Annotated in this window: 1 protein-coding gene; it reads left to right on the top strand. The window is 54.8% G+C overall.

The genetic code is table 11. The features are described 5' to 3' along the window. Window positions 1-7: 7 nt before the first annotated feature. Window positions 8-15,379, top strand: a complete 15,372-nt coding sequence (locus KE671_RS20490; protein WP_241029959.1) for an Ig-like domain-containing protein — start codon at window positions 8-10, stop codon at window positions 15,377-15,379. The last annotated feature ends 134 nt before the right edge of the window (window positions 15,380-15,513 follow it).

Raw genomic sequence — 15,513 nt, 5'->3', positions numbered from 1 at the left:
CGTAACGCTGAACGGTAAAACGTACACCACCACCACTGACGCAGACGGCAAGTGGAGCGTGGGCGTCCCGGCAGCCGATGTGACGGCGCTGGAAGCCGGCACCGCCACCATTAAAGCTGAGGTCTCTGACACCGCCGGCAACAAGGGCAGCGTCACCCGCGACATCACCACCGACCTTACCGGTCCGGCGGTGGCTATCGACAGGGTCACCGCTGATGACATCATCAACGCCGCCGAGAAAGGCGCCGACCTGACGCTCACCGGCACCTGTGGCAGCGACGTTGTCACCGTTAAGGTGACGCTGAACGGCAAAACGTATGATGCCACCGTCACGAACGGCTCCTGGACCCTGACCGTACCCAAAGCCGATATGGCAAAACTCGCCGACGGCATCGCCACGGTCACTGCACTTGCCACCGACACCACCGGCAACACCACCACCGTCACCCGTGACTTCAGCGTCGCCGCCGACAGCACACACCTGCCCACGGTCACCATCAACGCCCTTGGCGATGATCTGCTTAACGCCGCTGAAGTGGCCGCTGACCAGACCATTACCGGCAAAGTCACCAACGCTGCTGAAGGCGACACAGTGAAAGTCACCCTCAACAGCACTGACTACACTGCTACGGTAGCAGCAGACCTCACCTGGTCCGTCACCGTCCCGGCGGCCGACCTCGCCGCCATTGCCGAAGGCAAAACCACCCTCACGGCCGAAGTGACTGCCGCGAACGGCAACACTGGTAGTGCGACACGGGATATCACCGTCGACACCAGCGCCCCGGTGATCACCATCGATAAAGTGGCGGGTGATGACATCGTCAACGCAAAAGAGCACAACGAAGCGCTCTTTATAACCGGCTCAACCACCGGTGCTCTGGCGGGTGACAAAATTACCGTCACTATTGGCGACAAAAATTATGAAACGGTGGCAGGCACTGATGGCAAATGGCAGGTGGCGTTAACGCCAGCCGAAGTCAAAGCACTAACCGACGATTTCACTGTTACAGCAACGGTGACCGACACGGCGAAAAACCAGGGAAGCAGCGCGCGGGATGTTGTGGTTCATACCACCCTGCCCGTCATTACCATTGATACCGTATCCACAGATGATGTGATCAACGTTGCGGAAAAAGGCCAGCCCCTGACCATTAGCGGAACCTGCGATCAGCCCGGCGCAACGATCAGTCTTTCGCTGAACGGGCAAACCTACAGCGATATTATCGCCGACGCCGACGGCAAATGGAGCGTTACGGTGCCGGCAGAGAAGGTGAATACACTCTCAGACGGTGCAATGACCTTTAACGCTTCCGTGACGGATGCTGACGGTAATGAAGGTACGGCCTCCCACACCATTACTGTGGATACCCAATTACCCGGAATCGCCATTGATACCTTCTGCACCGACAATATCATTGATGCCACGGAGATTGGCTCCGCCCATGAACTGAGCGGAACCGTTACGCATGCGAAAGCGGGTGATATCGTCACGCTCCATATTGGCGCTCACGAATATACAGCCACCGTCCAGGCAGATCTCACCTGGAAGGTGAGTATCAGTTCCGCCGATCTCAAAGATCTGGGAGATGGGTTAACCACTATTACCGCCGAAGTGACCAATGCCTGTGGCAATACCGGCAGCGGAAAGCTCGACGTCTCTGTCCAGGCGGGTCTGCCGGGTCTGCATGTCAACCCGGTCACCGGGGATAATGTCGTTAATGCCATTGAACATAGCGGCGAAGTTAATATTACCGGCTCCTGCTCAGGTTACGAGGCCGGCACCACAGTTTCCGTCACCGTGAATGGTCAAGCGTATTCGGCCACTGTCGAAGCCGACGGCCTCTGGTCGCTTACCGTGCCGGCTGCGGATGTCGCGCTCTGGGACGGACTGGAAACCATTGTGGCAACCGCCACCAATGCAGCGGGTGAAAAAGTCACTGAAGTCCATAACTTTACCGTTGATTTGTCCGGCGCGGCGATTGTCATCGATCCAATCACCGAAGACAACGTGATTAACGCGAAGGAAAAAGGCGAATCCTTAACGCTCAGCGGCGCCACGACGGGCATTGAAGCCGGTCAGTTCGTGACCATCCGCTTTGCAGGAAAGAGTTTTGACGCCCAGGTTGACGCTGACGGTAAATGGTCAGTGAATATCGATCCCGAGGAGTTATCAGGACTTGAAAGCGGCGCAGCGCTCGTTGTCGCCAGCGTCAGCAATGTCGCCGGGGATACCTGCCACACCGCCCGCGCCTATCTTATCTCCCTGAACACGCCAGATGTCCATATCACATCACTGGCGGGCGGCGATAATGTCGTCAACATTGCAGAACATGAACAAAGCCTGATCATCACTGGTGACAGCAGCGCAACGCCCGGATGTAAAGTCATTGTCACTCTGAACGGTCAAAACTACGAAACCGTTATCAAAGCAGATGGCACCTGGCAAGTCACCGTCCCCGCCGAAGATGTTCAGGCGCTGGACAGTGCTGAGGAAAGCTACAACGTGCAGGTCTCGGTGACCGATCGTTACGGCAACCCTGGCTCAACGGAAAGCGCGCTGTCGTTTGATAGGGTCGCGCCAGAAGTGACAATCGACCCTGTCACGGATGATAACGTCATCAATAACGCTGAGCACAGTGAGTTGCAGGTTATCAGCGGCTCTAGCAAAAACGCCACACCTGGCGACGTAGTGGAAATCACAATTGACGGACATACCTGGAAAACCTATGTCGAAGACGACGGCACCTGGTCCTATGGCGTACCGGCATCGGTAATCATTACGCTGGCTAACGGAGAACAGAACGTCACTGTCACCATTACCGACAAAGCAGGTAACAGTGCGTCGTCCACCAGGACTTTCACTGTCAACACCACACTGCCTTCCATCACTATCGAAACCACGGTGGCCGGAGACGACATCATCAACGCCCAGGAGACAAAGCAGCCTCTCACCATTAGCGGCACTACCGATGCGGCTGATGGCAGCGTGATTATCGTCAGTTTCCATGATGGCCAAAGCTATACCGCCATTGCCGCAGACGGCGCATGGGAAGTGATGGTGCCGGTTATCGATCTACAGGGGCTGGAAGATGGCGAGTGGACCATCACGGCGATGGTTATCGACAGTGACAGGAACCACGCGCAGGCGACGCACGAAGTGACCGTCGACACCAAACTGCCGGTGATCACCTTTGATACTTTTGCCACGGATAACCAACTGAATTATAGCGAGTCGCAAACCGCGCAAACCCTTTCCGGTCATGTCACCAACCTGCAACCGGGCGATACGATCACAATCAAAGTAGGAGATAAAACCTATTCTGATGTTGAAATTAAAGAAGATCTGAGCTGGAGTATTTCCCTTCCGGTTGAGGATCTGGCCGCGCTGGCGCAAGGCGAAATCACCATTACCGCAGGCGCGACGACCACCCCTGCCGGTAACCACACCGACAGCACGCTGGTGATCAACGTGGATACTGTCGTACCGGTGATAACCATCAATACCATTGCAGGCGATAACACATTAAATAACGCCGAATACAGTCAGGCGCAGATCGTCTCAGGGAGCGTGACAGGCGCAGAGCCCGGCGACAAAGTGACGATTACGCTCGGCAATAAAACGTATACCGTCACTCTGGACGATGACAATTTCTGGAGTGTGGGCATAAGCGCGGCCGATCTGGCGCTGCTGAGTGACGGCACCGTTGATGTGAAGGTCTCTGTTACGGACAAAGCCGGAAACAGCGCAGAGAAAACACAACCAGTGGTGATTGATACGGTTGCGCCAGTTGTCACGATTGATGCTATCTCTGAGGGTGTGATCAATCTCAGCGAGCAGAACAGTGCGCTGGAAATTTCCGGAACCTGTAATGCAGATACGATCTCCGTCAAGGTGACATTCAATGGCGTGGAATATACCGCGGAATGCGCAAACGGCATCTGGGCAGTGACGGTCCCGGCGGATGTTATCGCCCAGCTCGCATCCTCGACCATGACGGCGACAGTCGTCGCCACCGATGCGGCAGGCAACACCACGCAAATCGCAGGCTCAGTCATCATTGACTTCACAACCCCAGCCATCACCATTCATCCGTTAGGCGATGATACGCTTAACGCCGCAGAGACAGGCAGCGACCAGACGCTTAGCGGTACGGTGAGCGGCGCCAAAGCGGGCGATAAAGTCACGGTATTCATTAATGGCGTTGCTTACGGCGAACCCGTGGAAGTGAAAGCGGACCTCACCTGGGAAATCACAATCGCTGCAGAGGATCTGGCTGACTATGCTGACGGCGCGCTGGTGATTGACGCGTCAGTGACTAATTCACACGGCAACACAGGAGAAAGTAGCCGCACGCTCACGGTCGACACCACGGCTCCCACCATTGAGATCATAAATATCGCTGTTGACGACATTTTGAATATCAACGAGCACAGCACGACACAGATTATTACCGGCAAAACCACCGGTGTAGAAGAAGGAACGAAAGTCACCGTCACCCTGAACGGCAAAGAGTACTTCGCGTGGACCGATGCTGACGGCAACTGGCAAACCATCGTCAGCGCGGACGATATCGCCGCACTTCCGCAAGCCAATGACATCAGTATCAGCGCAAAAATCAGCGATAAGGCAGGCAATAGCGCGACGGCGGAGAAAACATTGACTGTCGATTTAACGCCGCCTGAGCTTGATATGAATAAAATCGCTGGCGATGACATTATCAACGCCACGGAAAAAAACGGTACCGCGGTTATCACCGGCACCTGCGATCAGCCCGGCGCCACGGTCAGCATCACGCTGAATGGCACAACCTGGCAGACTGTCGCGGACAGTGAAGGAAACTGGTCAGTAACGCTACCTGCAGACGCCGTTGCGGCATTGCCGGAAGGTAAAAGCAATGTTCTGGTAGCAGTGACGGATGAGAGCGGCAATGAAACGCGCGTGGTCAACACGCTCACCGTTGACACCCGGCTGCCCGTAATCACGATTAACACGTTCTGCGGCGACAACATTATTGATGAAACCGAAATCGGCAAAGACCAACTGCTGAGCGGTAAAGTCAGCGGCGCCAGCGCCGGTGATACGGTGATTATCCATGTGGGTACCCATGACTACACCGCCACCGTCGGGACCGACCTGAAGTGGAGCGTCAGGATCAGCGCAGCCGACCTGAAAGAGCTCGGCGAGGGCCCGCACAGCATTTCCGTGGAAGTCACCAACACCAGGGGCAACACCGGAACCGCCGCCCATGATATTTCCATTCAGGCGGGCCTGCCGGGTATCTACATCATGAAAGTCACGGGCGATGATGTTATCAACGCCATCGAGATGCAGGAAAACGTCGCCATTGCGGGCGCCTGTACCGGTCTGGACATTGGCACGCAGATCACCGTGAGCATCAACGGTAAAGACTATACCGCCGTGGTTCAGGCAGGTAACCTGTGGGCCGTGGACGTGCCCGCCGCCGACGTGGCGCTGTGGACCGGCACCGAGGAGATTATTGTCACCGCCGTCAGCGCGGATAACCAGACGATAACCGGCACCCATAACATCACCGTGGATAACAGCGCGGTGGCGATTGTCATTAATCGTATTGCTACAGATAACGTGATTAACGCTGCTGAAAAAGGTGAGATGCTGGTGATCAGCGGGAAAACCACGGGCATTGAAGCCAATCAGTTAGTGGATATCACCTTTGCGGGCAAGGCTTACCAGGCCGTCGTGAAAGCCGATGGCACCTGGAGCATCACCGTCAGCGCAACGGATATGATCAGTCTGGAAAACGGCGTAGTAATGGTTGACGCCACGGCTAAAAATGCCAAAGGCGAAGACTGTTCCTCCTCACGGGCGGTCCTGGTCGCGACAGACCTTCCGACAGTGCAAATCATCACCATGGCGGGCGGCGACAGCATTATTAATATTGCTGAAAGTACGCAACCGTTAGTGATAAACGGTACTACGGGTGTACCGGCGGGTTGTAAGGTGGAAGTGGTGTTAAACGGTAAAACGTATTCCACCACCGCGAAAGCGGATGGCACCTGGTCGCTGACCGTGCCTGCCGCCGATGTTGAAGCGCTTACCCATAGCGACCAGACGGTGACGGTGAATGCTTATGACCGCTACGGCAACAAAGGAACCTCATCCAGTACACTGAGTTTTGATCTCGTCGCACCTACGGCAACCTTTGACGTCGTGGCGGGCGATGACGTTATCAACACCATTGAGCAACATACCAACCTGATTATTAGCGGTAGCAGTAAAGACTCTACCGAAGGCGATCTTGTCACCCTGCAAATTGGCGCGAAAACATACACGACCACCGTGGACGCCGAGGGTAAATGGACCGTCGGTGTACCTGCCAGCGTTATTAGCGCGCTGCCTGAAGGCGAAAACAGCCTGAAGGTGACGATCGCTGATAAAGCAGGCAACAGCGCCACAACGGAAAAAATCATTAATGTTATTCCGACACTGCCGGAAGTGACCATCAACACCGTGGCAGGAGATGACATCATCAATGCCGCCGAAGCCGGTAAACCGGTGGTGATAAGCGGCACCAGCAACGCGGCAGATGGCTCGCCGGTTGTCGTCAGTATCGGCGGTAAAACCTGGAACGCGACGGTGACCGACGGAAAATGGAGCGTCACGGTACCGGTTATCGATCTTAACGCCCTGGCAAGCGGTGAAATCACCGTGACCGCCAGCGTGAAGGACGAGTATCAGAACAGTAACGCCACCAGCCATACCGTAACGGTGGATAAAAATCTGCCGGTCATTACCTTTGATAATTTCGCCACCGACAACATTGTCAATGTGGCGGAAGCCCTGGTGGATCAAACGCTGTCTGGTCACGCGCAGAATGTCAAAGCGGGCGATACCCTCGTTATCCATGTTGGCACGCATACTTACGAAGCCGTTGTACAAAGCGATCTGAGCTGGAGCGTCAGCATTGCGGCGAAAGATATCCAGTCGCTGGGCGATGGCGAAAAAACCATTACTGCCGACGTGCAAACCGCTTCCGGAAATACAGGCTCGGCATCGCTCAATATCATTATTGATGCCGGTCTGCCGGAGCTGGTGATTGGCACCGTTTCCGGCGATAACGTGATTAACGCGCTGGAACACAACGCCGCCGTGGTGATTCAGGGGACCTGCAGCAATGTCACGGCTGGCAGTATCGTCACCATTACGATCGATGGCGTAGCTCACGAAGCCGTGGTGCAAGCAGACGGCAAATGGCAGGTGGCCTTTACCGCGGATGAGGTCAGCGAATGGCCCGCAGGCAGCGTAGAAATCACGGCGTCGGTGAATAACGCAGTGGGCAACACCACCACCGTCGCCAAAGATATCACCGTCGATTTAGACGGCCCGGCCATCACCATTAATCCGATCGCCCAGGACAACTACATCAACGCGGCGGAAAAAGCGGCAACATTAACGCTGACCGGGGCGACCATCGGCGTTGAAGCGGGCTGTACGGTCGTCGTGAAGTTCGGTGGTAAAAGTTACACCACTAAAGTGGATGCGACGGGCGCATGGAAGGTCGACGTCTCCGCGTCAGATATGACCGCCCTGCTTGACGGCAACGTCACCGTCGAGGTGAGCGTCGTCAATAAAGCGGGCAACCGGGCTGACGCCAGCCAGGATGCCATTATAGACAGCAAGGCGCCGCTGATTACCATCGACCCGATTGCCGTCGATAACATTATCAATCAGGCGGAACACAGCGCATCGGTAGTGATTTCTGGTACGTCCGATGTGGGCGAAGGCAAAACGGTTTCCATTGAACTCAATGGTAAAACCTATACGGCGTTGACCGATGCCCAGGGTAAATGGACTGTCTCCATACCCGCCGCCGACGTCAGCGCATTAACCGATGGTGTTCAGAATATAAAAGCCAGCGTCAGTGATGATGCGGGTAACATTGGGACGAACACGGCAAAAGTCACCGTGGACACCCAGGCCCCGACCCTCGCCTTTGAAGACTGGTTGTTCAGTGACGACATCATCAATACCGCTGAACACGAACTGGCGCAGGTCGTGTCCGGTACCTCAACGGGTCTGGCGGAAGGCACGGTAGTGGTGGTGAAGCTGAGTGGACCGAACGGCTACAGCAAAACCTTTGTCACCTCCGTGGATGACGTAGGCGACTGGGCCATTGGTCTGGATGCCAAAACCATCCGGGCGCTGGCTAACGGCGATTTCACCTTTACGGCGAATGCCATGGACGCGGCGGGCAACCCGGCGGCCCAGGCGGAGCATGCGATTAAAGTAGACACCATTGCGCCGGTTATCGCTATCTCAACCACATCCGCCGGTAGCGACGATGTGCTCAATAAAGTTGAAAAACAGACGCCGTTCATTATTCAGGGCTCCACCGATCTGGAAGACGGCGCGGTGATTACCGTGACGCTGAACGGTAAAACCTACAATGCCGAAGCCAACGGCGGCGCCTGGTCGCTGACGATCCCGGCAAGCGATCTGGCATCATTAGCGGACGGCAGCTATACCGTGCATGTCATTGCAAAAGACGCCAGCGGCAACACGTCGACCACCTCGAAAACCATTCTGGTGGACACGCAAACCCCGGTGGTCGTCATCAGTAATGTCACCAGCGATAACATTATCAATAGCACCGAAGCAGCGAGCGATCAGCAGATTTACGGCAAAGTTATTAACGGCGCGGCAGGCGATACCATCACGGTCACGCTGAACGGGAAAACGTACACCACCACGGTCAATGCCGATATGACCTGGTCGGTCAACGTACCCAGCGCCGATCTGGGCGATCTGAATAACGGCAAAAATACCGTGACCGTGACGGTCACGGACAACCACGGCAACATCAGCGAGAATTACACCCATGATTTCGGCGTCGCGATCCGCACGCCGATCATCACGGTGGACACGCTGTCCGGCGACGGCGTGGTGAACAAACTGGAACATGCGCAGTCGCTCATTATCAGCGGCAGCGCCCAGAACCTGGCCTCCGGCGATGTGATTACCGTTGTAGTCAGCGACGGTACCACCAGCAAAACCTACTACGGCACCGTGCAGGAAGACGGTAAAACCTGGATGGCGGTAATTCCGCAGGCCGACGTCACGCTGTGGGAAAACAACGCCACCATCACGGTTACCGCTACCGGTAAAGATGCCTACGGCAACATGTCGGACGCTGAAACGGCGACCGCCGTCGTCAACCTGAACCAGGTGGCAATTACAATCGATCCGGTAACCGCTGATAACATCGTTAACGCCGCCGAAGCCGCCGACGCGGCGGGATTGAAAATCACCGGCTCGACCTATAATGCCGCGAATGGCGACACAGTCACCATCACGTTTAACGGAAAAGAGTACACCGCCAACGTATCCAACCCAGAAAACCAGGCCTATGGTTACTGGACCTTCACCATTCCGCAGGAAGATTTAACCGGACTGAAGGAAGGTAACAGCAATATCATTGCGGTGGAACTGAGCAGCGGATCCGGCAATACGGCAATTGACGCCCGTCTGTTTACGTACGATCCGATGCCGCCAACCGTGCTGATCAACCCGATCACCGGTGATAATGTACTGATCGCAACCGAACTGGGACAGCCATTGGTGATCAGCGGTACCGCTTCGCAGGATGCGGCCGGGCAAACCATCACGGTGACCTTTAATGAGCTCACCTACACCGCCACGGTGAATACAGACGGAACATGGTCGGTCAGCGTCCCGGTTGCGGACCTCGCTGAACTGTCGAATGGTTACTACGACGTGAAAGCCGAAGTGAGCGATAAATCAGGCAACCCGGGGGTCACCAATCCAATACCGCAGGTGAATGTGCGTATCGCGCCGCCGCAGGTCTTTATCGATCCGGTATCGGAAGATAACTATATCAACGCGGTTGAACACAAGAGTTCTGGAAATCTGGTGATTACCGGTCGCACGCTGGATGCCGAAGAAGGCGCGGAGATCACCTTAGTCTTTAATGGCGCCAGCTATAAAACCACCGTACAGGCGGACGGCACCTGGTCGGTTTCCGTCAGCGCCGCCGTGGTGAAAGGCTTAGCCGATGGCGAGGTGTTGGTGGATGCGTCCATTGACGACGGGCATGGCAATATTGGTCATGCCACCCAGGTCAAAGTGATTGTCGATACCTCAAAACCGCTCGTCACGGTCGATACCATCGCGACGGATAACGTGATCAATGATGACGAGCGGGCGGATACAGACGGTTTGACGCTCACCGGAACGGGATCGGTCTCTGAAGCGGGACAAACCGTGACCGTCGTTTTCACTAACGGGACGTTTACGCAAAGCTATACCACGACGCTGGACGCCAGCGGGAAATGGTCGCTGAATATTCCTCAGGGCAATATCGCCAGTATCGAGAGTGGCGATTATACCGTCACCGCCACCATTACCGATAAAGCCGGTAACGAAGGAACCGGCAGCCGCAATGTGAAGGTGGATGACAGTAAACCGGCCATCGCCATTGATGCCTTCACGGGTGATGATTTCGTGAATAAAGCCGAGCATAACAAATCGCAGATTATTTCCGGGACCACGGATGCGCCTGCCGGCAAAACCGTCATGGTGATCCTCGGCGAAGGAACGGAATTCGAGAAAACCTACACCGCCACCGTCACCAGCGATGGCAAATGGAGCGTCACCGTTCCCGGCGCGGACCTGAACGCCTTTACCGATGGTAATTACCGTATCGTCGCGAAGGTGGATAACGCGATCGGCAACCACGGTTCCGCCGGGCGCGCTATCTCGATGGACGTGATCGCCCCCACCATCGCTTTTGCCGCCAACGTGGCGGGCGATGACAATGTGGTCAACATGGCTGAGCAGGTAAGCGGCATTCATGTCGGCGGCGTGACCACGGCTGAAGAGGGGCAAACCGTGACGGTGAAATTTAACAATGGCAATAGCTATTCAGCCATTGTGTCACCCGACGGCACCTGGGCGGTGGATATCCCGGCGTCTGAATTTACTAACCTGAGCGACGGGTATTACCCCATCACCGCCGTCGTCAGCGATAAAGCCGGCAACAAATCTGATACGGCCATCGTGATGATCGGAGTGAGTGATCTTACTGCTACCCTGGAAATCGATCCTTTCACCGGCGATAACCGGGTCAACGCGTCCGAACTTGCCGCCACGCAGCACATCAGCGGCACCACCGACGCGGAAGACGACAGCGTGGTGACCATTACGCTGAACGGAAAAACCTACACGGCAGTCGTGTCGGACGGTATCTGGACTGTGGATGTCAGTGATATTGATCTTGCTGCGCTGACTGACGGTAGCTATGAAATCAGCGCCTCCATCACCAACAGCATCGGCAACACCGTAACCGTGAAGGAGACGATTATTGTCGATACCGTAGCGCCGACACAGATCGTCTCTATTGATTCCATCACCGAAGACCGGGGCGTCAGCACCAGCGACTTCTTAACCAGCGATACCTCGCTGGTGATTAATGGTTCCCTGAGTGCGGCATTAGGGTCGAATGATGTGGTGCAAATCAGCCTCGATAATGGCGTCACGTGGAATACGGTCACCGTAGACGGGCTTAACTGGAGCTATTCCGATCCCAGAACGCTGGAAGAAGGCACCCACCATTATCAGGTACGGGTCATTGACAAAGCCGGCAACGTCGGTAGCCAGACTGCGCAGGATGTGGTGGTGGATACCACCGCGCCGACTACCAGCATTTCTGTTGCCAGCATCACCACCGATACGGGCTATTACAATGATGACTTTATTACCAGCGACACCACGCTGACGGTCCACGGCACCGTCAGTAATGCGCTAAGCGAAGGCGAATATGCGCAAATCTCGCTGGACGGCGGCGTAACCTGGCAGGCGCTGACGATGACCGGTACGGACTGGGAGTTTGACTGCGGCACCAGAACCAGCAGCTTTGACTGCAAAGTTCGCATTATCGATGCCGCTGGCAACGTGGGCGGCAATGACGCTCGCACGATCGTCGTGGATACGGCGGCCCCCAATGATATCACCGTAGCCATCACCAGTATTTCTGATGACACCGGTATCGCTGCCGATTTTAAAACCAAAGATACCTCACTGACGATCAATGGCACGCTCAGCCGGGCGCTTGCCAGCGATGAGCTGTTGCAAATCAGCATGGATGATGGCGCAACCTGGGTCAATGTCGCCTGCACGGACACTGACTGGAGCTATATCGACAGCCGGACGCTGACTGATGGCTCGCATACTTATAAAGTGCAGATTGTCGATCTCGCGGGAAATATCAGCGCCACCGCAGACCAAGACGTCACCGTGGTGGTGGATACCCAGCTTTCTGATGTCACGCCGGCTGTCACCGGCATTGATGAAGATACCGGCATCAGCGACAGTGATTTCATCACCAATGATACATCGATTACGATGTACGGCACCCTGAGTGGCGTACTGGCGGATAATGAATGGGCGGAAATCTCGGTAGATGGTGGATTCAGTTGGGTGAAGGTCACCATGGACGATGACACCCACTGGCATTACGCCGACCCGCGCACCCTGGACGATGGGGATTATTTCTACAAAATCCGCATAACGGATGATGTGGGTAATATCAGCAATGCGTTAATGCAGAAAGTGACCGTCGACACCACCGCGCCGACCAAAACCGCTTCAGTCAGTAACTATACTGACGATGTGGGGACAGCAAAGGGCAACTATGGCACTGGCACAACCACCGACGACCCAACGCCGAAGTTAAACGGTACGCTGAACCAGGTACTGGCCGCGGGTGAGCGGGTGGGGATTTTACGCGACGGGGTCCTGATCGGTTACGCCACGGTGACCGGCACCAGTTGGAGTTTTAGCGATGATCTGGCGATGCTGGCGGCCAACACTTATCACTATAAAGCGACGGTAATGGATGATGCCGGGAATATGGGGGTGGCCTCAACCGATTTTAATATCGTCTACAAACCGGTTCCGGGTGTGAAAGCGCTTGTCACCGCCCAGACCACCACGGATAAAACGCCGCTGATTACCGGTACCCTTGATACTACCGGCGGTGATTTTTTAGCGTCGTTCTATCTGGAAGTGAAGGTCAACAACAAGACCTACACCTCGAAGGATGGCACGGTAGTCGTGGATATCGCCAACAAGACCTGGTACCTGCAAATCCCGGATGCGGATGCGTTCCCGAGTGCCGCCACAGGCGGCTATACCGTATCCACTGCGGTGAAAACCATTATTGGAGATACCACGGGTCCGATAGCAACGGGGACGGTGACGGAACAAAATCTCGTAACGCCAACTTTTACACTGGGTTCAGTTGGACTTACCGCGCTTTCATATACCCTGAACAGCGACGGATCGTGGTATATTAACACTGGCTGTCTGTATAAATTCACCGACCCGACAAAAGCACCTGGTTATAGCATGCCGCCGCCGGGCTATCAAACCACTATCAATATATTTGCTGACTTTGACCGTAATGGTGTGACAGATTTGCTTTATATGGGCGGTAATCCTGGTGGCCTGAGCTGGTCAAAAAGTATATCAGGATATACAAACTTATCTGCCGCAATCTATGGCGGTGCTATGGTGGTTTTTGATAAAAACGGCGATGGTTATCTGGATGGCGTGGCAACCAAGAGCAGTAACAGCAGTGGTGCTTACTGGATCAATAACACTAACGGCACACTGTCGTTGTCAACCAGCACCGGCTCGACAGCGAAGGCCGCGACGGATACTCAGGTCACCAGTATTACTATGGGAACCTATGTCTCTGCGGTGGATCTGGATAATGACGGTAAAGTGGATATCGCGGCACAAACCTATAATGGCAACGCCTACGCCTACTCCGCGTTAATCAATAATGGGGATGGCACCTTTACCTGGGGGCAGTCCATTGATGACTTTTTTGCTACCAGTGCGACGGCCACCAGTTCCAGTTCTTCGCGAGGGTTGTTCTGGGCGGATTTTAATAATGATGGCTATATGGATCTCTATACCCAGAGCAGTAAGGGGTCATCCAATGCAATCTTTTTAAATAATGGTGACGGAACCCTGGTAACCACAGGCGTAAATATTACCGGCGCAAATACCAATACCGTAGCCTATCTGGTCGACTGGAACCATGACGGCTATATGGACATTATTAAATCAAGTAGTTCTAATAAATTTCAGCTTTTAACCAACAGCGGCGATGGCAAAAACTTTACTGTTAGTACAATAACTAGTGCAGCTACTGCCGATGGAGTACTTGCTCTGGTGGCTTTCGATTATGACTGGGATGGCGACGAGGATATTCTGACCGTTGGTAGTACTAATTATCCTTTTATTACCAATAATACCAATACCGTTGAAAAAGGTACGGCACTGCATTTTCGGATTCTGGATCAGGCAGGATTTAACGTTTACTACGGCAATACCGTTAATCTGTACGATTCAAAAGGCAACCGGGTCGCTACTCAAACTCTTAATCCACAGTATGGGGCTGCTTATAGCGGTAGCAACACATCGGGGATCGTCAGTTTTTATGGGTTAGATCCAAGCGAAAGTTACAGCATTGAACTGCTTTACCAGGAAAATGGCGTCTCGAAGAAGATGAACGCCACGGTCAGCGACGCCTGGGGGGATATCCACACCGGCGAAGCCAATGAATGTTATATCCTGAACGTAGGAACCACTGGTTCCGGTACCACCACCGGCACCGGCTATAACGATATTCTGATGGCGAAAGAAGGCAGCGCCACTTACAACGGCGGCGGCGGCACCATTCTCGTTTCCGATGTGGCGACCTGGCAGACCGATGGCGGCCTCGACGTCATCGACTTTAAGCTGGCAAATACCGGCGTGACCGTCGATTTGGCGAAAACCACCGCCCAGAACACCGGGTTTAACACCGTGACCCTGACCAATATCGAAGGGGTCTACGGCTCGAACTCGGCGGATACCTTAAGCGGCTCCACCGCCGGTAACGTGTTTGAAGGTCGCGGCGGCAATGACGCCATTAATATCTCGCAGGGCGGACACGACACGCTGTTGTATCGTCTGATCAACAACTCGGTGGCAGATGATGGCGGCGTGGGCCATGACGTGATTACCGGCTTCAAGGTAGGCGCATGGGAAAGTACGCCGAATACGTCTCGTATTGATGTTCATGAACTGCTGAACGGCTATACCGGCAACGGCAGCGCACATTACATCAACAACAAGGCGACGCTGGACAGTGCGGCAGGCAATCTGGCCGACTTCGTGAAGGTGGTGCAAAACGGCGATAACGTGGAGATCCAGATTGACCGCGATGGCAGCGGCAACGCGCATAACTTCACGACTATCGCCACCTTGAATAACGTGCAGACCGATCTGGCGACGCTGCTGGCAAACCACCAGTTGACCGTAGTGTAATCGATCTGAGACGTGCAAAAAGGGCCAGGAAACTGGCCCTTTTTTATGCCTGCCTGATGCCGGTTTCTGTCATTGTCGTCTACGCCTTACCCGGCCTGAGATTCTGCACGGCGACCAGGAGCGATAAGCTAACG

Origin of the sequence: Citrobacter amalonaticus (genome assembly GCF_018252635.1) — a bacterium.
Taxonomy (GTDB): Bacteria; Pseudomonadota; Gammaproteobacteria; order Enterobacterales; family Enterobacteriaceae; genus Citrobacter_A; species Citrobacter_A amalonaticus_E.
The sequence above is the reverse complement of the archived record's forward strand: the minus strand, read 5'-3'. Positions and strand labels throughout refer to the sequence as shown.